Annotated in this window: 24 protein-coding genes and 1 pseudogene; 9 read left to right on the top strand and 16 right to left on the bottom strand. The window is 46.1% G+C overall.

The window, feature by feature from the left end:
- Positions 1-80 precede the first annotated feature (80 nt).
- Positions 81-1,016 (top strand): hypothetical protein, encoded by a 936-nt coding sequence (locus O1723_RS17175; RefSeq protein ID WP_023303127.1) that lies wholly within the window; start codon positions 81-83, stop codon positions 1,014-1,016.
- 75 nt (positions 1,017-1,091) lie between these two features.
- Here the strand turns inward: O1723_RS17175 and O1723_RS17170 are convergent, their stop codons facing one another.
- Genes O1723_RS17170 through O1723_RS17160 form a run of 3 tightly spaced genes read right to left on the bottom strand, consistent with a single transcriptional unit; the run spans position 1,092 to position 3,900 of the window.
- Positions 1,092-2,795, bottom strand: a complete 1,704-nt coding sequence (locus O1723_RS17170; RefSeq protein WP_023303128.1) for a DUF2326 domain-containing protein — start codon at positions 2,793-2,795, stop codon at positions 1,092-1,094.
- Positions 2,796-3,068, bottom strand: a complete 273-nt coding sequence (locus O1723_RS17165; protein WP_350029641.1) for an ABC-three component system middle component 6 — start codon at positions 3,066-3,068, stop codon at positions 2,796-2,798.
- Entirely contained in the window at positions 3,052-3,900 is an 849-nt protein-coding gene (locus tag O1723_RS17160; protein ID WP_139152759.1) for an ABC-three component system protein, read from the bottom strand. Before O1723_RS17160 ends, O1723_RS17165 begins: the two co-directional genes overlap by 17 nt.
- Positions 3,901-4,084: 184 nt before the next feature.
- Between O1723_RS17160 and arsR the strand changes: the two are divergent.
- Positions 4,085-4,339 (top strand): annotated as a pseudogene (arsR, locus tag O1723_RS17155) (As(III)-sensing metalloregulatory transcriptional repressor ArsR); the annotation flags it as partial.
- 140 nt (positions 4,340-4,479) lie between these two features.
- Here arsR and O1723_RS17150 read toward each other — a convergent pair.
- From O1723_RS17150 to O1723_RS17090, 13 genes are all read right to left on the bottom strand, one after another.
- Positions 4,480-4,920 carry a YgiW/YdeI family stress tolerance OB fold protein gene (locus O1723_RS17150; RefSeq protein WP_135702047.1) on the bottom strand — a complete coding sequence of 147 codons (441 nt, stop codon included), beginning with the start codon at positions 4,918-4,920 and terminating at the stop codon, positions 4,480-4,482.
- 162 nt (positions 4,921-5,082) lie between these two features.
- A complete protein-coding gene (locus tag O1723_RS17145) occupies positions 5,083-6,219 on the bottom strand; it encodes a nickel/cobalt efflux protein RcnA (RefSeq protein ID WP_023303132.1) in 1,137 nt (378 codons plus the stop codon).
- Between the two features lie 12 nt (positions 6,220-6,231).
- Entirely contained in the window at positions 6,232-6,501 is a 270-nt protein-coding gene (locus tag O1723_RS17140; protein ID WP_023303133.1) for a metal-sensing transcriptional repressor, read from the bottom strand.
- 104 nt (positions 6,502-6,605) lie between these two features.
- Entirely contained in the window at positions 6,606-7,892 is a 1,287-nt protein-coding gene (ncrA, locus tag O1723_RS17135; RefSeq protein WP_023303134.1) for an MFS transporter, read from the bottom strand.
- A 235-nt stretch (positions 7,893-8,127) separates the two neighbouring features.
- Positions 8,128-8,886: a hypothetical protein gene (locus O1723_RS17130; RefSeq protein ID WP_023303135.1), complete on the bottom strand. Its 759-nt coding sequence runs from the start codon at positions 8,884-8,886 to the stop codon at positions 8,128-8,130.
- A 53-nt stretch (positions 8,887-8,939) separates the two neighbouring features.
- A complete protein-coding gene (locus O1723_RS17125; RefSeq protein WP_023303136.1) occupies positions 8,940-9,860 on the bottom strand; it encodes a class I SAM-dependent methyltransferase in 921 nt (306 codons plus the stop codon).
- Between the two features lie 63 nt (positions 9,861-9,923).
- The gene (locus O1723_RS17120; protein WP_023303137.1) at positions 9,924-10,295 is read right to left on the bottom strand and encodes a hypothetical protein; all 372 of its coding nucleotides are present in this window, start codon (positions 10,293-10,295) and stop codon (positions 9,924-9,926) included.
- 140 nt (positions 10,296-10,435) lie between these two features.
- A complete protein-coding gene (locus O1723_RS17115) occupies positions 10,436-11,125 on the bottom strand; it encodes a hypothetical protein (RefSeq protein WP_023303138.1) in 690 nt (229 codons plus the stop codon).
- Positions 11,126-11,138: 13 nt separating this feature from the next.
- Entirely contained in the window at positions 11,139-11,876 is a 738-nt protein-coding gene (locus O1723_RS17110) for a HupE/UreJ family protein (RefSeq protein WP_023303139.1), read from the bottom strand.
- 44 nt (positions 11,877-11,920) lie between these two features.
- Positions 11,921-12,298, bottom strand: a complete 378-nt coding sequence (locus tag O1723_RS17105) for a hypothetical protein (RefSeq protein WP_223259293.1) — start codon at positions 12,296-12,298, stop codon at positions 11,921-11,923.
- A 140-nt stretch (positions 12,299-12,438) separates the two neighbouring features.
- Entirely contained in the window at positions 12,439-12,741 is a 303-nt protein-coding gene (locus tag O1723_RS17100) for a putative zinc ribbon protein (protein ID WP_237767850.1), read from the bottom strand.
- A gap of 192 nt (positions 12,742-12,933) precedes the next feature.
- A complete protein-coding gene (locus tag O1723_RS17095; protein WP_023303141.1) occupies positions 12,934-13,578 on the bottom strand; it encodes an inovirus Gp2 family protein in 645 nt (214 codons plus the stop codon).
- A gap of 357 nt (positions 13,579-13,935) precedes the next feature.
- On the bottom strand, positions 13,936-14,172 hold the full coding sequence (locus O1723_RS17090; RefSeq protein WP_023303142.1) for a helix-turn-helix transcriptional regulator: 237 nt from the start codon (positions 14,170-14,172) through the stop codon (positions 13,936-13,938).
- Between the two features lie 429 nt (positions 14,173-14,601).
- Here O1723_RS17090 and O1723_RS17085 point away from each other — a divergent pair, with 429 nt between their 5' ends.
- From O1723_RS17085 to O1723_RS17055, 7 genes are all read left to right on the top strand, one after another.
- Positions 14,602-15,867: a hypothetical protein gene (locus tag O1723_RS17085; RefSeq protein WP_023303143.1), complete on the top strand. Its 1,266-nt coding sequence runs from the start codon at positions 14,602-14,604 to the stop codon at positions 15,865-15,867.
- 308 nt (positions 15,868-16,175) lie between these two features.
- A complete protein-coding gene (locus O1723_RS17080; protein WP_023303144.1) occupies positions 16,176-16,610 on the top strand; it encodes a hypothetical protein in 435 nt (144 codons plus the stop codon).
- A 58-nt stretch (positions 16,611-16,668) separates the two neighbouring features.
- Positions 16,669-17,508 (top strand): hypothetical protein, encoded by an 840-nt coding sequence (locus O1723_RS17075; RefSeq protein ID WP_023303145.1) that lies wholly within the window; start codon positions 16,669-16,671, stop codon positions 17,506-17,508.
- Positions 17,509-18,197: 689 nt separating this feature from the next.
- Complete coding sequence (locus tag O1723_RS17070; RefSeq protein WP_023303146.1) at positions 18,198-19,019, top strand: DUF932 domain-containing protein; 822 nt, start codon at positions 18,198-18,200, stop codon at positions 19,017-19,019.
- Positions 19,020-19,084: 65 nt separating this feature from the next.
- Positions 19,085-19,555 (top strand): RadC family protein, encoded by a 471-nt coding sequence (gene radC, locus O1723_RS17065; RefSeq protein WP_023303147.1) that lies wholly within the window; start codon positions 19,085-19,087, stop codon positions 19,553-19,555.
- Between the two features lie 12 nt (positions 19,556-19,567).
- Positions 19,568-19,894 carry a type IV toxin-antitoxin system YeeU family antitoxin gene (locus O1723_RS17060; RefSeq protein ID WP_023303148.1) on the top strand — a complete coding sequence of 109 codons (327 nt, stop codon included), beginning with the start codon at positions 19,568-19,570 and terminating at the stop codon, positions 19,892-19,894.
- A gap of 20 nt (positions 19,895-19,914) precedes the next feature.
- Positions 19,915-20,283 carry a TA system toxin CbtA family protein gene (locus O1723_RS17055; protein ID WP_023303149.1) on the top strand — a complete coding sequence of 123 codons (369 nt, stop codon included), beginning with the start codon at positions 19,915-19,917 and terminating at the stop codon, positions 20,281-20,283.
- Positions 20,284-20,637: the final 354 nt, after the last annotated feature.

Below are 20,637 nucleotides of genomic sequence, written 5' to 3'. Positions count from 1 at the left end.
GTTAGAGATGAAAATCATGCTATGTTAGTCACTGAGGAGTGAGTCAAAATGTTATAACTTTTTCAAAGAGGCGTTGTATCGTGAAAGTTGTCTTTAATGTTAATGGTAAAAAAGTCCCGCTCGAATCTCTGCAATATATAAGTAAAGCAAATCAACTTGAAGTTATGCGGAATTGGTTTTTTGAAAATTTCGAAGATCCCGCAAACTCTTGTCCGTATGAATCCCGTGAAGGCGGATATGCTTACATTTATGGTGGCCCATACGAAGCAAGTGAAGAGTTGCAAGCGATGTTTGAAGGGTACGTGAAATTTGATTATATCCAAGAACTAGTTAATGATTTACAAGAACAGTGCTACGAGTGGTCAGGTAATTCAAATAATATTAATGATTGGTACGACGAAGACTTGTACGATGCTGTTACATCTTCCGAACAACCCTTTTCTAAGTTCGTTGAAAGCATTGATGGAATAAAAATGCTGGCTAAAGGCGAATTTAAAGATAAGCAAAAAGAACATCTGCTTAGCATCTTATACATTAACGTCATTACAGCTTTGGAAACTCTTTATGTTGAGTTGTTTATTAACTCCATAGATAAAAATGACTCATACCTTAAAGATTTCATAGAAAAAGGTAAGACGGAATTTAAGGTAAGTAAAGAAATATTGGCTTTGCCATTCAAAGGAGAATCTATTGAAAACATGAGGGCGGAATTGATTAAAGCAATCAAAGAACATCTGATTAGTGCAAGTTGGCATAGTACAAACAAAGTTGTAGGTCGTTATAAAGCTACATTTGATATTAATGTACATAAAGAGTGGCCAATAGATGCGATAGAAATAGCTACACAAAAGCGTAATCATTTAGTCCATCGTGGCGGAAAAGATAAAGAAGGTAATTCGGTAGTGATCACCGAACAAGATTTAGAAATGTTGCTGGATCACGCACAAGCTCTTGGAGAAAAATTGTTTGATAGCCTTGGTGTGGCATTACAGAAAAAAGATGAGAGTGAATTTTGAGTCTCGAGGTCGGTTAATACTGCTACCGATAACGAGCAAGCAACTGATACTCGGCAGGCAGTGCCTGCCTGAGGATTACTTTTTACTTCCAAATTGAATGCCGAGAAGTTTATTCTCTGCTTTATCACCACGAAGAGTAAGGACAATTTTTGATTTCAGTTCTAACATTTCGATTTCAGATAAAGTTGTTTCCATAGCATTAAAGTTTTCAGTATTTAAAGATGCTATATATTGCTTTCCGCTTCGTTTTAATGACTGATTGACAAAAGAGAACCATCTTGCGCGAACACCTGGATCTATATCGGCAAAAAGACGATTATCATGCCATAGCATATCCATGGCATGGTTTTCGCCACATGTAAATACTAACCAGTCAAAGCATAATATCCTAGCATCATTGATCCCATCCGAATCATCACCCTCGATTTGGATGCTTAGATCATAACGGATTTTGTTGTCACCAGTATTAACATCTAAAACTATTCCTGCTGGTACCCTCGGGTACATTATTTCTGCGAGTTCAGCAAAAAATTTATCATATTCTGAAAGAGGATTTGTAGAAGCATAGTTCACCGCTAATCTGTCTTGTTCAACTTTTCTTTCTCTTAGATTTTGAGCTTTCTTTTGAAGGTTAATAGAGAAATTTAAATAATCATGCAGCCTTTCTTTTTCTTCTTTAAATTCAGCCAGTTGTCTCGCTATGACTGCGTATTCATCAAATGCTTTCTTGCCTTGCAGGGATTCCAAATATGAATCACGTAATGCCGAAATATCATTAATGTCAATTTTAAGAGATTCAATTTCTAACAAAAGTTTTATTTTATCATTTTCAAGTCTTTTCTTTCTGTTAAAAGATAATGATTTGTGAAAATTTTCAACTGACTCAAAATGGGCCAATGTTTCTGGCTTGAAAATCTCTTGTAAGCCATTGTACAGTTCAAGAAGATCTTCTCTTGAAATATCAGGGTGTGATAATAAAGTTTTTTCTATATTACTAACTTTAAATTCAGCTATATTTTTATTTTTTTCAACTTCTCGTAATTTTATAGTTAAACTGTTTGTTTCATTCTCAATAGCTCTGTATTGCTCGTGAACTTGAAATGTATTAAGTTCATCTTGCAGTCTTGGGATCTCTCTTTCTAGCCATTCATAGCGTACTTTAGGTTGAGAGCCTGCTCTAAACATGTCTTTAAGAATATCATCGTCTTGCCAATTTTTTAGGGATTGACTTACTTTATCCAGTTCTTGCTTATTATTTCTTTTGGATAATATTAAATTATGATCTATGCCGAGAAGAAATGCGGTGCGAAGCAATGCTTCAAAGTCTTGCTCCTTTTTTGTCCTAGTTGGACTGATGCAGTCATCTCTGGTATATCGCGAAAAACGCTTAAATAAAGATCTAAATGATAAATACGGAATGTTATTCTCAAGATTAAATATCCCTATTTTGTCTAATAGATCTTTAAATGCTTTTAGAGATATTGTTTTGTCATTTAATAATAATTTTTTCCCATTTCCCGTTCTAGATATTAAGTATTCAACTCCATTATGAGAAAAAAGTAACGAGAACCACCAATCTGGAACTGCTGAAGTTAATTTTTTATCAGCATTAGCGCCTAAGCAATGTTGAACGAGGCCGAGAATAAGTGTCTTGCCGACTCCGTTACTACTGCCTTCTTTTTCTTTAGAGCTATCACCAATAATCAACGTTAGCCCTGTGTCATTGAAATGCACTGGATGAAAGGTTGGCTGATCGCAAGTTAAGCGAATTAACTTCATTTAACTTTCCTTATTTTGTAATTTGTCATCAATGCTGCATATTGGCATTATTCTGTTTTCGTTATCTAGCATTATTTGTTTGATGCAAAAAAGAATGTCTACGGCAAGCATAAATTGTGTAAAAGAGGGCGTGATTATCGTTGATTTATTTTTTCGCTCTACTTTTGTCCATAGTTCTTCTATGGATACCGGTCCATCAATTAACGAACGGGTGTATCCTGCAATCGCAATTAGGGAGTTACTAAACCTAACATGCTTATGTGGCAGAAGCATTGCTTGGATGTTCATAAGCATCACATGTCTCAAAATATTTAGCTAAAATTAACTCTGCTGCAAATCGATAACTCGCGACCGCACTTGTGGTAACTTGAGGGGGAAGGAGTTTATCTATCATCCAAGTGTATCTTAAATCTGCATAATTGTGGTTATCTTCAGTTATCGCCAATTTGCTTTTTGCATAAGTTTCTTTAACTTCTTGAGCTATAGTTTGTTCAAGACCGCTATCAACAGAATCTAAAAATTCATTTATCAAATATAGTTGATAACTAAAAGATTCCAGCCTGCTCTTTATTGGTTTTGTAATACCATTTATTTTTATTTTATCTTCGAAGTCCGGGGCGGTTTCACTTAAAAAATTTATGGGTGAAGAAGATTTTTGTGCTAAAAAAGTCAACACTTCGCCAACAGCTCGACTATCTGTAAAATCCAAATCAACCTCAGGAATGAAACCTACAATATCTTGCTTTTCACCCTCAGATAATGACATAAATTTTTGAAGGAGCTCCATCCCGCCCATTGCACCTGCGTGATTAAGACTTTTACTGATTGCAAGCGAATTTAATGAAAGTCCAACAGGTGCTGGAATACCCTTAAAATAATCATTCATTACAAAAGTATATTTTGATACTTTCCCCCATTTGGCGACTAATTTATCAAAGTCGCCAATCGATTTATTAACAGCTTCTAGCTCTTTGGTTTGATTTGAAGGTTTAGGCCCATAAACTTGGAAGTAATGAGCTTCATGAGCAATCCACCCATCATTCCCGCCATCTCCCCAGTTTCCCCAAGGGGAAACAGCTTGAAAGCCAGGAGTTGCGTATTGCATAACCTTCGAAAAGAGCGCCTGAAAACTGTCTCCCATACATTCGTGTACTTTTAACCGAAAGAACTGTCTGTAGAGGTAATCTTGCTGTGTCGAACTCATTTTCCTCTCATCCATGATGAACACTCTTAGTGATAATATCCTCTCATTCATTGTTGTAAACCTATGATTAGCAAAATTGGAGATGATTTCACTTTGCACGGCGCTGGAACAGTCGCAGCCTAAGATCTCTCGTCATCTGGCGATGCTTCGGGAAAGTGGCCTATTGCTGGATCGCAAGCAGGGCAAGTGGGTTCACTACCGCTTATCTCCGCATATTTCTTCTTGGGCTGCTCAGGTAATTGAGCAGGCTTGGTTAAGCCAACAGGACGACGTACAGGCCATCGCCCGTAAGCTGGCATCAGCAAACTGCTCGGGTAGCAGTAAGGCTGTTTGTATTTAAAAAATTTGCCTGTACATATGTGTTTATTCAAATGTGAGGTATTAGAATGAAAGCGTTAATGGTATTTGAACTGGCATATGCTGCTATAAAGATAGCGTTCCATCGACCCGTTGAACTCACAGTTCTAATGACTCTTCACATTAAGGCTTTTTAATCACTTCAACATTAACGCTCGTGGTGCCATTCTCACGGCTTATCTGCCCGCTCACCCGCACCAGATCCTGCGCATCGAAGTGCTGCCCGTTCCAGACTTTCTGCGGAATACGAACTTTGATGGTTCCGGTTGGATCGCGGAAGGTGTACCACTCTTCCTGCTGCTGGCTGATGACATTGCCTTCCAGCGTGATCCACGCCCCTTCGTGCATTGACGACACGGCCTGAATGCGGCTTTGACTGTTTTCCTGCTGAACCTTATGACCGGCATACATGCGCTCAGTGGCGACTGGATCTTTCTCTGCGGAGAAACCGCCTTGCGCTGCCAGGGCTGGAATGGCGATGGATGAAGCGAGCAATACGCCGGTGACGTTGACGAACTGGCGACGAATATGACTGAAGTATTGTTTTTGCATAGCAGGTTCCATTTATGATTTCACATCCTCCCAGGGGGGATAACTTAATCATAAATGAGCGTCTATAAAAGCTCAATTGCTATCCCCTGCGGGGGGATAAAAATGTGACAGGCTTCAGAGATAAAAAAACCCACCGGTCGGTGGGTTCAGGCATGTGGCTTTTACAAGAGAAAATCAGCGGGTAACGCCGATCCAGCCATGGTAGCCCATGTAAATGCCGACAAGGGCAATCAGTACGCTTGAGAAGTATGGGGCTCGGCGTGCCAGAGTATCCAGACCGCTCCAGCGTTTGGTTGCCTGGCGAACGCTAAACGCCGCCGCTGCACCCACAGAAACCAGCGTAATCGCCAGGCCGATACTGAAACACAGTACCAGTGCAGCGCCGAGCGTAAATTCCTTCACCTGGATGCACAGCAGCAGAACGGTGATGGCCGCCGGGCAAGGAATGAGTCCACCGGTTAGCCCAAACAGGATAATCTGCCCTGTGGTTACGCTGCGATTGGCAAAACGTTTTTTGATGTCGTTAGCATGGGCTTTTTCGTGAGCGTCCTGGTATTCGCGGGAATTAACATCCAGCCCCTCCAGCGCGGAGTGGTCATGGTCGTGACCGTGCTCATGCTCGCGAAACTCCACATCATAATCGTGTACATGCCCACGATGGCCTAAAGACAGGCGCACATCGAAACTGTGTGGCTCAGGGATTGCCAGGACTGATTCCATAAACCCGTCTTTTTCAACGAAGTCGAAAACCTGAGAATACGTTCCAGTCCCCCGCCTTGTGGCCACAGAGATATTGCTGGCTTCCCATTTCCTGCCGCTGAGTGTGCGTAAACGCCAGTGAGGCGGTTGCCCTTCCTCGAAAATAGAGAGTTCAACGCTGCCGTGGCCGGTATCGATTATGCGGGTTTCGTCATGTTCGTGATGGCCGTGGCCATGTTCCTCTTCCTGCTCCATTTTCCACAGTTTTTCACCGCGCCAGGTGCGCCAGAACATCCATGCCGCCGTGACAAGAATGATGATGGCTGAAATCAGCTGGAACCAGGGTTCAGCGGACTCGGCGGTGAATTTCTGACTGATGTACATCCCGCCCATAGCAATGAGCCAGACCACAGACGTATGAGAAATGGTCGCGGCAAGCCCCAGTAATACGGCTTGTTTCACCGTTCCCCTGATAGCCACAATAAACGCGGCCATCATCGTTTTGGAGTGTCCCGGCTCCAGTCCGTGAAGCGCACCCAGCAGGATCGCACTGGGGATGAACAGCCAGGCATTCGCCACGCCTTGCTGTAAAAGAGCAGAAAAATCAGTCATGTTTCGCTTGCCTTAAAGATATTTAGTTATCTCTTTAAATTCGCTAAGCGTGTTATCAGACTCACTGTGGTCGGCATGAAGGGCGTCCTCCAGGCAGTGATCCAGATGGTCATGAATTAAGGTACGCTTCGCATTCGTTATCGCCTTTTCCACTGCGTGCAGTTGCTGGGCGATATCCAGACAGGCTCTTTCATCTTCGAGCATCTGGATGGTACTTTTCAGGTGCCCTGCGGCACGTTTAAGTCTTTTAATAATGTCAGGGTGTGATGCGTGAACGGTCATGATTTATCCTCTCCAGGTGGAGGGGATAAGATAATGTGTATCAACGCCAGGGTCACACTTTTTATCGGCTTATCCTCTCCTGATTCTTTGTCTTTTTGGGTTAATTACTTATCTTTCTTCGGCCATGACGGATGTTCATCGTCGATGACGAAATCATGCTCATGGGTTGTGTCTGAATCGGTATGACGGTGAATCTGAGCGTAAGCTTCATGCTCAGGACGCCAGATCAGTACGGCGGCAAGCAGCGACAGCACGGCCACAATAGTCAGGGCGACAAACGAAGCCTGTGTTCCCCATGTGGCACCTACCCACCCGGCCAGCGGATAAGTGACCAGCCAGCAGGAATGCGACAGTGCAAACTGGGCAGCAAACAGCGCAGGTCTGTCTTCAGCCGTTGATGAGCGGCGCAGCAGGCGACCACTTGGCGTCTGAGAAAGCGAATAGCCCACACCCAGCAGCGCCCACAGCACAACCAGCGTGACGTAATCCTTCAGGAAAATACCCAGCCCAAGTCCAATCACTAAAAGCGCGGTCCCCACAAGCATCGGCATGCGGTCGCTCATTTTGTCGAGGAGTTTTGGGAGAACCAGCGCCGACACCATGGAACCCACACCGAAGAAGGCCAGAGCAATGGCGGTAGATCGCTGTGAGAAACCAAAATCAGCCTGAACCAGAACAACGGTGTTGACGATAACCATCGCGCTCGCCGCTGCTACGGCCATGTTGAGTGCCAGCAGGCCACGCAGTCTTGGTGTTTTCAGGAAGATACGCATGCCTCGCGTCGTTTTGTCATAGATGCTGCGTTTAACCGTTAACGCTTTCATCTTTGGTAATGTGACGGAAACAACCAAAGCCGCAGAGGCGAGGAACCCGACCGCCGTCCCGGCAAACAGATTGTGGAAGCTCATGACCGTCAGCAGCGCCGCCGCCAGCATTGGGCTGATAACGCTTTCCAGATCGTAGGCCAGACGCGACAAAGACAGCGCCCGCGTATATTCGCGTTCGTCAGGAAGAATATCCGGGATAGTTGCCTGGAAGGTTGGCGTGAACGCCGCCGAGGCAGACTGAAGTACGAAGATCAGAATATAGATTTCCCAGATCTGGGTGACGAACGGCAGCGCAATAGCCACCAGAGCGCGAACCAGATCCAACGTCACCAGCATAGTGCGACGCGGGAATTTGTCGGCAAAGGCTGCCGCCACCGGCGCAACCAGAATATAGGCGCTCATCTTGATCGCCAGCGCGGTACCCAGCACAGCACCGGCCCTGTCTCCGGCGAGATCATAAGCTAACAGACCCAGCGCGACGGTCGCCAGACCGGTGCCGATAAGGGCGATAACCTGTGCCATAAACAGGTGGCGATAGGTACGATTAGATAGAATATTGAGCATCAGGAATTCTCTTGGCTTAAATTTATATCCCCCTGGGGGGGATATTGAAAGCATAGAGCGACCTGAAAAAAATGACAAGCATTATCCTGGTGGGGAGGATAGGAAGTTGACCAATCATCTGATATTTAGAATAAAAAAAGCTTCAGGTATCCCAGCGTTATACCTGAAGCAGCATAAAGAGTGTCGAAGGTGTTATCACCGCTTCCTTGCGAAGCCCCTTCTGACGAGAAAGGTGTTAACTCAGAAGTCCCAGGCAGGTTTTCAGACTCAGCCGCGTGGCTTCAACATCGCTATGGACGATGGTGCACCAGTCATCACGGTTAGCCCGAACGTCGTCCAGCCAGCTATTCAGCGCCTGATTGAAGGCCATGGTTTTCTCGCGCTGAGGCCAGCTCATCTGGTTAGCGCTGTAAATATCCTGACCGGGCTGTGGCATCTGTACGGTTTGCTGCGTCGACATCCGGGAGGTCACCGACCAGGTATCAGAGTTGCCATCCCAGGAAGGCATCACCGGGAAGCCCGCGCCGCGCAGGGCGATATCCCAGGTGGCATCAAACAGGCAGGTTTTCCCGTTTAACTCAAAAGTTACTGTGTCATGAAATCCCTGGGTTTGCGGCAAAATAGCCAGTATTTCCGGAGGAACGGGTAAATCAGCCCAGTCAAACTGCACCAGTTTTCTCTTCGCCGTAATCCCACCGGCAACCAGCAATCGTTCGGCCGCGGCGGCTTTATGACGACAGTCGCCAAAACCCTGCTCAAACAGGCTCATGCTTTGGTTATTCCATGACCCAAGCTGATAGGGCACGCGCCTGACCAGTTCAAAAATGGCTCTCCGCAGTTCCGTTGAGCCCGGCTGAAGCCCGAGCGACTGCAAAATCCAGCCCGGCGTTATCGTCTCCTTAGCAGTGCGGCGAGCAATAATTCTTTGCCATGTATCACTGACTTTTTCGGCCAGAGAGGCTGCCAGGGTTTCCCCCGGCAGTAATGTTGTCATCAGCAACGCTCCTGTGGTGGTGAGAAAATGTCTGCGCGTCAACATATCGGGCGTTACACCTCCACGCTGCGACGAAGTGCCGACATAACCAGTGATTCACAGACCACTTCATCGTCCTGTTCCCGGTTTACGCCGGGGAAAACCATTTGACTCACTGGGGATGAACGAAGCCGGTGATAACGGGCAATCGCGCCATTCATTCCGCCCATTTGCTTACGTCTGACCAGCCGCAGTCCGTGCTCCCACGCGACTTCATCCATCGCGCTCGCCAGAACAGGATCATGGTTGAAGATTAAGACGCCATCCCCTTTCAGCAGACGGGCTGCGCTGCGAAGGAACGTTGTGTAGTCCTGCTCGAAATAGGCTGCGGCCTGGGAATAAATAATATCGACCCCACCGGCCTGAACGCCGCGATTTTCCAGTGCGCAGAGACCGGCTGCCGTCACGTAGGGATGCTCAGTCACCCCCTTTGGCAGCGATTCGTGCCATGGCGTGAGATTGGTGAAATGCAGGAATGCACTCTCCCCAAGCTGCTCCCTGAAACTCTGGGCAAGCCCGGAAATCGTCGCCTGATGGCTGGTCGCTTCTTCAGCACGAAAACCTGCCCAGGCAGCACCAATTTCAAGGAAGGTGACGGTACCGTTTTTGTGGTGAATATTTTTCGCATGGTGGGCAATGTCGAACCCAATTTCTCGCGCCAGACGAAAAGAACCACCGCTGGAGGTCCAGGGACCATCGAAACCAAAAGCAAGAATAGCTTTCAGCATCGAACCCGTTTCTTTGTGCATCATTTTCAGGAACGGAATGACCTTACGCCGCGAAGGAACAGGGACGTTCGGACGCAGTTTTTTGGCCTGGAGATCGCGATTCACGCCCATGCACAGTGTCTGCCAGTGCAGAGGGTTAATGCGATAATTAAGTTCAGTAAAATTACGCGCAATCTCACGACGCGCCTGTATGGAGTCTGTGTACATAGCTTCTCCGCTAAATCTGAAGTTGGTAAACGCCAGGCAGCAAACTGCTACCGGCAACAGCGATCAGATCTTGCGGGTGCTTGGAGGGCGGTAAATTATGTCCGTAGCCTTAACCGGGCTGCGAAGATCGGCGAGCGGCAACCATCTGTCTGCTATAGGAGAGAGGGTGATCTCCACAGAGGGCGGCTGCTGAGGGGTTTCATGGAAATGGTCTGTCTGATGATGGCCTGCGTGACCAGACTGAGGGATATCCGAGTCGTGGGAGTGATCCTGCACTGTCATGGTGACTTCTGCATCATGCAGATTCATCTCGTAACCTGTCAGGCCGTTGGTACCGTGTGACGCAAACGTGCCCATCGACGACATCATCATGCCAACGGCCATGATGACAATCATCAGAATATAACGGGGTGAACGTTTAAACATCAGGTACATCGCTGAGTGCTTCTCTCAATGGACAGTGACAACGGTTTAAAAATATTAGCATCCCCCTGGGGGGGATGTAAGAGGCTGGAGTGTAAAGTCTTGTATTGCCGAAGTGTGTAAAAAGGCCCGCATAATGCGGGCCTGATTAATCAGATTACGCGCTTAATGCTCTGGTATTCGCCATTGGTATCAAGCTGGATAGTAATCGTTTGTGAACCACGATTTCGCCAGAACCAGCCGTGCTTACCGTCAAAGGCGGCCTGCAACACACCATCCCTTGAGGTTATCTGCCGGTCCTTACCATAGCCGTGGTAAAACCCTTTCGGTGCGTTAACCGGATCGCCGTGTGCATCCACGTTGACAGGTCCAGAGCTTGTCCACTGGTAAGTCACCCGGGCATCCTTACGCATTTCCATCTTAACTTCAGCCGCCTCATTCGGTTTCAGAGTAATTAACAGCTGATTGCGCTGAGAACCGGCAGTTGGGGCTTCTGGCGCACGAGTTGTCGCCGGAACGCTCAGCTCCGGATAGTTGTTTTGCGTGATTGTCGGCGGGTTATCCGGCACCGGACGTTCATTCACCGGAGTGGTTGACTGTCCCCACTGGCTCGTACTCGCCTGTTTGTCCGTGGCGGCTTCCTCCGCCAGCTGCGTTTTGATTTCGCCCATCTGTTTAAGGCCCAGCAGACGGCCAACGCCCGTTGGATCGATACCGTATTCTGAAGGCATCACGATGGTTATCAGCAGCGTCAAAGCGACGATAGCCGCCAGAATAGTGGACTGCATCAGCTTCATCGCAGACGGCAGCTCTGCGCGGGTCGGTAAATCGGTGTTATACATTCTCTTTTCTCCCTCAGGCTAAAATGTAGCCACAAATCTGGTAACTCATTAACAGGAAACCGGCGCTCATCATCACTACGTTGGCGGTGTAGGCATGGCGGAAAAAGCTCGCCGTCTGCCGCCAGTAACTCATGATGATAAGGATGGCGCTCAGCGCCAGAAGCTGACCTATCTCGACCCCGACATTGAAGGCAATCAGGTTGACGAAAAGGCCATCGGGGGAAATTTCGAACTCCTTGATTTTGGTCGCCAGGCCAAAGCCATGGAAGAAACCAAAGATAAGCGTAGCCATCTTCGTATTAGGCTGAAAGCCAAACCAGCGCTGGAATGCGCCAAGGTTATCAAGGGCTTTGTAGACCACGGACAGTCCGATAATGGCATCAATGAGATAGGCGCTGACGCTGATATCAAAGAACGTACCAATAAGCAGCGTCGTGGAGTGCCCGATAGCAAACAGGCTGACGTACAGCCCGATATCACGCATTTTGTAGAGAAAGAAAATCACGCCGAACAGAAATAGCAGATGATCGTAGCCGGTGACCATGTGCTTCGCGCCAAGGTAGATAAACGGGATGATGTTAATCCCGGTGATTTCCTGAATGTACCCTTTGTCGCCTTCGGCTACGCCATGTGCGGCCGCACCCTGGCTGTAGAAAAGCAATAACAATAAGAAAAACAGACAAGCCGAACGCGCCTGAGTCGAAAACAGGCCACCGCTCAACCGGCCTTGTAAATTAAGGCAGGTGTTCATACAAAATCCTTACAGTTTGAATAATAACGAATTAACAGCAGTTATTACGCAGACAGGGATCTCGGAGGGCGTTCGGGGGTGGCCTGTGGCATTCGCAGAATTTGTTCTGAACTCAGTGCAAACGTCGCGCGCATACCTGCGTTCCAGGCCTGCAAGGCAGTCAGAGTGAAGAGCTTGTTCAGATCGTGGGAATGATCGGCATTGAGGTGATGCACATTACCGTGCGAGTGGAACAGTAGCGGATCGTGTTCATTCAGCGGCTCATCGCTGTCGTGCTGATGCTCACTGACAGACGTTGTATCCTGAACGTTATACATAGCCTGTGGTTTTGCCATAAGCGAACTGCTCAGCACGGCAACAGCCATGATGATAAGCACGATTCTGGAAATGACTTCACGGCTAAAAAACACAGTCAACGACATCCTGGTGATACAAGGTAACAACGTGCGTAATGTATCTGTTTTGCTGACCGCATTTCAATAGGTCTTTTGGAGCCGGATGTTGTTTTAATAATTACTTGGCATAACTTCCGCTTTTTGGCGTCAAGCAATCGATACAGCTCTTACACATCAGTTGCATAGATCCAGTCAGCACATTGAGGACATATCTTCTCTCCATGCCAACAAACATGGCACCAGCAGCATCGCCATTGCCTTATCTTCGTGTTGGTAGGTCGAATGGGCTTTTCCGAAGTTGGGATGATTTTTAGCGAGGTTTGCTCTGGTGCTGTTTGTAGCTTGTTAAATCGACATGTTTTGAGCCGAGCAACATTGTTGATATGTCCCGGTAGGTGCACAAACGTTTTTGTAGATGTCAGTGGATCAACTTGAACGCCGATCTGCAGTTTGCAGTAAATACAATACATTGAATCAAAATCAACCTGTTGAACAGATTCTGGTGTAACCCATTCGCCCTTTGCGGTGACGGCATGAGTGGCTAAAACGAAGTAATTCATCATGAACTCCGGAGAAAAATAAAAAAGCCAGCATGGTTAGCTGGCTTTGTGTTTGGTTGAGAGATGTGGCTGGCGGTAACACCCTGACCAGCCCCTGTTCGATCAAGACTGGCTACAGCCAAATGACCGTTCCTCATTGCTGTATACTTTCGTACGTTCCTTTGCCAGATAGCTAAGGCGGTACATTAAACCGTTATATGACTCAGAGTAGGCTGGAGGATTATTGATATTCAGGTGATAACAGGGATTATCAGGGAAGTGAATCAGCGTTAAATATTCAGTAGCTAAAGGTAGCTTTAAAGCGCTCAACCATGCAGCCTGAATCATAGAGGCCACGTTATAATCATTCCCCGTATAATCACCGAGACCGAGAAAGGCATCCTTATTGAGGAATAACACCACATGCCAGTGTGGTTTATCACTTTTATCTTTATCAATTTCTTTAACCCAGGCGTAGCGTAAATGGCACGGATAGACTCTCATGCCATTTTTACTTTTGTTCTTCAGGAATATCTGTATACGGGCATCAAGTGCTTCAATAAAACGGGACATGAGTCCTTTATTCATATCGATGATGCAAGAAATGCTATCACCGGTATCTTTATAATTGGGTACATGAAGGTCAACACGAATGGCTGTTGTTCTTGGATGTTCACGCACAGCGTTATGAATGACATTCGACAATCGATGTAAGTAATGAGTGTTGAATGGTGCATGGTTCATATTGAGTGTATAGATATTATTCATTGTTTCTTTTCTCAGAATGAAGAGCATCATTGCTGATGCCATAATGTTTTAAAGGATGGGAGTGATATCACTTCAGATTGTTAGAGTGTAGATGCCATGTTTAACTGATAAACGTATCGGACATATATCACTGATGTGATATTAATGAAGTTTATGTGGTAATTATTGTTGCTTATTTTAGTGTGATACTTGGTGTTGATGTTTATATTACGCATGTATAGCAGGTATGTACTGATGAGTATATATTACCATACCAACACAACTGGTGTATTAAACGACCGCTGAATTCCAGGAGATATTCACATTCTATATTTAGAATTCACTCCGAAGTTAGCTGGTTTTTCATAAGGAAAGGGCTTACTTGTTTTCCTCATTAAAGATTACAATAGAACCAGAACGCGATAATTTAATCCTCTCCTCGATCCACTCTTTTACTTCACTTTCAATCCAGCGGGAGCTGCGACCAAACTTCACCGGCTTTGGAAACTTACCTTCATGCACCAGCTTATAAAACCATTTATCAGATAACCCTGTCAGTTCAGTAATGAACTGCATGCTAACGAATTTATCTTCGTGAATATTAATAGTGCTCATGACATGTTTCCGTAATTTATCAGGAGGACACCGGTCGGCATCCTTTCATGTCATTGGTCGCGTATGTACGATTTTACATTCCCAGTGATCTGGGCAGCATTTGAAAAGCTGCAACCTTTTACTGCAGATGCTCAGAAGTCACCCTGTCGTCACACTTTGATAAACTGGAAGCAGAAATCCATGCTGAAATCACATCCATAAATATGGTAAAAGCCCTGACGTTACGAGACTTACAGGCCAGTCATGTACTACATTTTTTACTACATAAAAAACTACGTTTATAGCTATGAAAATAACTAGTTTTCACTCTTCTTTTTTGACTATTTTTATACCTGACCTTATGATGATTGAAATTTAATCGAAACGTATTACAGGACGTAACTTGTGGAAAATTCACTGCACAGTGCAATAATAAATAACAGGAGGGCCATGAGATTATTCTTGTGGTATCTATCTGATCAGGATCTGGCCATACTGACCAATAAACTGGCATCAACTAAAAACATTTACAATGCAGATGACATATTTGGCAGTAATATTGAAATCGCTGAAGAGGCAATTAATCAGGCTGTGCGACTGATAAAAGATAATGAGGTTAAGAGGATCTACACAATAGATTTTAATGAGTTTAAATCACTCCAGATACCCGCATCTGAATTTTCTTGGGTAAAAAAATCACCTGATGCTTGCTACTTCACATGGCTGTTTATCAAAAGCCAGATACACGATTCATTCAAATTGCTTGAGTTGGACGTTTTTATAGTTGGTAGAATAAGGAACCAACGCTATCCCAATATACATGATTCCCTTTACAATAAACTGGAACTGGATGCTTACCCTGTCGATAATAAAGAGCGTCTATCAGTTATAGAGGATTTTTTTGACCGTGCACCTGCGACCCTTAAAGCCAGGCTCGATCTGATGCGCCAGATTCGTAACAAGTGGGAGGAAATTTATCCTTCGAGTATAAATTTCCCTCTTTCACCAAAAAGCAAGAAAAAATGCGACTGGGCATGGAAATACATTCAGAAAGATAGAAGTCGAATGAATACCCGGAGAAAAGACCGTGAGGGGCATTATACAGGAGAAACCAATCCGGCACCTTTTACTAACAGCAGTATGCTGTCCATGCTGAGGCCGTCAGGCTCCTTTGAAAAATACATGGCTGTTAAGTTTTATTTTTTGTTCATTTATTTGTTTTTAAAAGATGAACTATTTATGCAACGTTTTAAAAAGGCATGGCAGGTACATCAGTACAGAGCAACTTCTGATACCAGAGAAAGAAAAGCATCTTTGCGTGCCCGGATAAAGAATAAAACATCCGCGCCCAATCCCGTTTCTGAACCATTTACAGTCACAACACTTACCGAGCTTGCTACTATCAGTAACATGTCCTTCATACCGGAAATACAGTCCTATAGCCAATATGCTCCGGTCAATGAAATAACGGAAAAGGAAGAAAAGGACTGTCAAACTCATAATGCAACGGTACTGCACGCCTCTCCTACTGATAATTCCAGCGATGGCCAGGTTACGCATATTTCCATTGGGGAAGCTCTGAAACGTATGGGGAAATTACCTCGCAGTGATGAACACTCAGCACCGATGCCAGATAAAAATCCGGGCTCAACCTCAAAAAAAATCTGGACGAGGTTGCAAAAAGCGATGATGGAAGGTGACAAGGACGAAGACTGAGCATCCCCGCGTTCTGACGCATCCCATTTTTTTTCAGACCTGTATTACCACGGTGAGATCATTCCGGACAGATTCTGGAGTGTCTCACCGCATTGATCTGCAACACCGATCGATACTTCAAATAATGATAGTCACTACCTATCGATAGTGAATTATTGATCGTTATTTGCATAGATAATAACGATCAATTCCTGGTAACTGATCAGTAATAACGATTATCCCGCCCCGGACAAAATGCATACGATCGAATGGCCCTTTGTACTACAAAAGGCCATTTTTCGTTTGTAAAACAATAGTAAGGAATTTCTATGTTGAAGATCACATCTGTACTTCTTTTCGGTGCAACATTGTTTAGCTGTGTTGTGCACGCCATGGGCCAGGAGCAGCAATGGGGCAACTGGTTTGGCACTGTCAATGCGATGGAGTTTGAACTTAACGCCGACAATAGCGCCGGAGAACGTATGACGATCACCTGCCGGGACAGCAATTTGATAGTGAGCTACAGCGGGTCTGATAAGGAGCCAATGGATATACCAGATAATGGACAAGAATCCATGGGAATCAATATCAACGCTGTTCATTACCCGCTAGATGAGGCGGCTTTTATAGCGCTCAAAAACACAGGCAACCATGGGCAAATTGAAATCACCCGGATGAATAAACCCGTATCTCACCCGTTCAAAACCGCAGGGCTCAGGGACGCTCTGTCGGACCTCAACTGGGAAGACTGCATCAGCCATTAATCACCCCTTCCAGTAACTCATGCTCCCACATTGTTAATCATCAGTAAGGATATCTTTTATGGCGACATTCATTTCACGCCTGGTTTTAGTCTGCACCCTTTCGCTCCCGGCATTCAGCTCTGCTATCACTATTCAGGGGAACATTCATCCTGAGCGCTATACCTTCTTTCTGACAGAAAAAGGCGGCGAAATGCTGCGGGACATGAACAACGAGGCCGTGAACGTAAAACATAGCGGAAAGGCCAGTGCTTCGGTTGATGCGCAAAATAAGGCTGCGGCTGCAAACATATCGCCCCTGCTGTACCCGGGTGCACCGCTGGAGCAAAACTTTATCCGCTACGACGGTAAGCCAGTGAAAGCTCTGACCTGCCTTATTACCACCCGCACCATGCCGGGCCAAAATAAAGACTATGCATGGGAGGAAACTTACTGCCTGGATGAAACTGGTGCAGCCTACATTGGCACTAAAGGCTGGCCGTCTCGTACTATTTTCAGTAAGAGCTGTGCAGTGGGCGCTGCTGACTGCCCTGTTTACCTGAGCATGAACAACGACCCGCCAACCATGCGTAACGACGCTGTTCAATATGTTCCTTACAGCCGCGAGCGCGTAAGTGGGCAGACAGGACGTAGCCCTGAGCCAAAACTAACGACGACTGAAACCGTCGCTGAGCAGGACGGTTATGTAGTGAGTTTTGTTAAAGCCAGCAACTGTGCAGACAATAAACTGATTGTGAAAAATAAAAACTCAGGGAAAACTGCTGCAATTGCAGGATTAAATGGTTGCACTTTTGATCCGAAGAATAATGCAGTAATTATCTTCCCTCTAAATGAATACGTCGGCGTTTACAGTGGTCCCACAAACGCTTCTGAGGAAATAGCTTCCGTCGATCTCCCCTAATTATTTACCCGGTCCGGTATACGCTACCCGCGATACCGGACGTATTATGGACAGTCCTATGAAATACCCGAAATTCCCTGACGATATAGATACACAATCACTGGATCTGACCTGGCCCGTTGTTTTTAGCGTTGCAGGACTCACTCTGCTAAGGAGTAAGTCGGTCGTATGCCAAACATTGGGAGCCAGCCTGATGACCCTTAGCCTGATAAGGCTCATAAAAAAACTCGCCACTCTTGCCTGAAAAAGCCCCTATCTGGCAACACGGTTTGTGTGCAAGCTCCTGGATCACACGTACTATCGCCTTCCGACGTTCACCTGAAAGCTAATTCTCGACAAAAGCTGAAGCGCTCCTTTATCAAAGGGCTGGCTGCAATAGCAGAGGACAGAATTAATGATGATGCCTTTGTTTTATCGGTGTGCAGCAAAGCGTATGAACGCTTGCCTCTGATCATAAGGCGAGTCGTGAAGTACGAATGGTGTCTTCGATACTTCCAGTACAGTAAACCCTTTATTCTGCAGCGATTACAACATTACCAGATCGACAAGCTAACTCCGCCGACATTACCTGACAGTGAACTGTCGCCACAGCAAGACCAGCCACCAGCTTCTCCCTGAATAATTTATCTTCCATCCGAAGCCACTCCAGTGGAGTGGCTTTTTTATGCCCATTTTTAAAGGAATTAACTATGACACGTTTAGCCAGCCGCTTTGGTGCAGTCAACCTTGTACGTCGTGACCGCCCATTAACCCGCGACGAACTGGCCCATTATGTGCCAAGCGTCTTCAGCGAAGAAAAGCATGAATCCCGGAGCGAACGCTACACCTACATTCCCACTATTACTTTGCTGAATAACCTTCAACGTGAAGGGTTTCGTCCGTTCTTTGCCTGCCAGACCCGCGTCCGGGATGAAAGTAAACGAGAGCACACGAAACACATGCTTCGTCTGCGCCGGGAAGGACAAATTACCGGCAAACAGGTGCCAGAAATTATCCTGTTGAACAGCCATGATGGTTCCAGCTCTTACCAGATGCTGCCGGGGTTATTTCGTGCCGTATGCCAGAACGGGCTGGTATGCGGGGAGAGTTTCGGTGAGGTGCGGGTGCCGCACAAAGGCAACGTAGTCGAGAAAGTCATTGAAGGAGCCTACGAAGTACTGGGGATATTTGACCGCGTAGAAGAGAAACGCGATGCCATGCAGTCGCTTTTGTTGCCGCCACCCGCACAGCAGGCAATGGCGAAAGCAGCATTAACCTATCGCTTTGGTGAAGAGCATCAACCGGTGACGGAATCGCAGATACTTTCGCCACGTCGCTGGCAGGACGAGAGCAACGACCTGTGGACCACTTACCAGCGTATTCAGGAAAACCTGATTAAAGGTGGTCTTTCGGGGCGCACGATCAGCGGTAAGCGTGCTCATACCCGTTCGGTAAACGGTATCGACGGAGATGTGAAGCTCAATCGTGCTCTGTGGGTGATGGCCGAGAATATGTTGCATCTCGCGTCATGAAACTTTTTATCATTCTTCAGGCCCCGCTAAAAAACCAGCGGGGCCTTTTGTTTTAAGGAACCATTATGTCTGTATCCAATTTATCGCCGGTGTTTCCGGTAAACGAGCAGCGCGTAATGCGAAGGGCATTACGACTGGTTGAGAAATACCTGCGTCAACCGAGTGAGTCATTTACCTCCACCAGCCTCACAAAAACCTGGCTGCAACTGCAGATGGCGCACCTGGAGAGGGAAGTCTTCATCGTGATGTATCTCGATAATCAACACTGCCTGCTGGGACGAGAAACACTGTTTACCGGCACGCTCAGCCATACCGAAGTGCATCCCCGCGAAGTGGTTAAATCAGCCCTGAGACATAACGCTGCTGCGGTCATTCTGGCTCACAACCACCCGTCTGGTACGACAGAAATCAGCCAGCAGGATAAACATATTACTCAGAGGATTATGAAAGCGCTGGCACTGGTGGAAGTGCGCGTGCTGGATCATCTTGTAATCGGAAACGAGGTGGTGTCTTTTGCTGAACTTAGTTTGCTTTAAAGGAAGGTTTTCATGTCATTAATACCAGCCCATGAATGGGGGATAAAAAGCGATATTGTTCCACGGCTTGGAGTCAGATTAGTTCAGGAAGGCAACCGGCTGCACTATCTGGCTGACCGGGCTAGTATCACCGGTAAGTTCAGTGACGCCGAATGCCTGAAGTTGGATATCGTATTTCCGCATTTTATCCGTCAGATGGAATCGATGCTGACCACTGGTGAAATGAATTCTCGCCATGCCCACTGTGTCACTCTGTACCACAACGGTTTCACCTGCGAAGCCGATACCCTTGGTAGTTGCGGCTACGTATACATCGCCATTTATCCCACTCAACGCTAACAAATTTCACGAGAGCAAACATGAAAAATCTACCTGCTACAATTTCGCGGGCGGCGAAGCCCTGCCTGTCGCCCGTTGCAGTCTGGCAAATGTTACTTACTCGTCTGCTTGAACAGCACTATGGTCTGACACTGAACGACACGCCGTTCAGTGATGAAACTGTAATTAAGGAACATATTGATGCTGGGATTATCCTGGCCGATGCAGTCAACTTCCTGGTAGATAAGTACGAACTGGTTCGCATTGATCGCAGAGGATTTAGCTCACAGGGACAAGTACCATATTTGACCGTGACAGATATCCTTCATGCCAGAAGAGCATGTGGATTAATGAAAAGTTGCTCTTATCGGGAAGTAAGTAATATTGTTCTTAGTCATTCGCGGCAGTGAGGGGGTCTTCAAGAGCCGAGAAGATTTGCACGGTTTGTGAAGAAACTGGTGAGATTGGCGACTCAATGAAAACCTCATCGAGTCGCATGAAAAACAAGGTGGGGGCACAAAAGGGGGCATTTATAAAGATGAAACAAGAAAATATGTATATTTATCAATGGTTGGATGGGTTGTGTTATGTTCCTATTATCGCACCATCCATATCAAGTAGTTACGCTTCATTTGTACCTTCTTTATTTTCACTGTGGGACAAATCTGGGACAGCTCACCCGAAAATTAAATCAATTTGTCGCGTATTTTCGGTCAGGTGAGTATCGACGCTAAGGCGCCGATGTACCAATTCCTCGCTATGAA

This window comes from Enterobacter cloacae complex sp. HYC080_NIDB, from assembly GCF_056673325.1.
The sequence above is the reverse complement of the archived record's forward strand: the minus strand, read 5'-3'. Positions and strand labels throughout refer to the sequence as shown.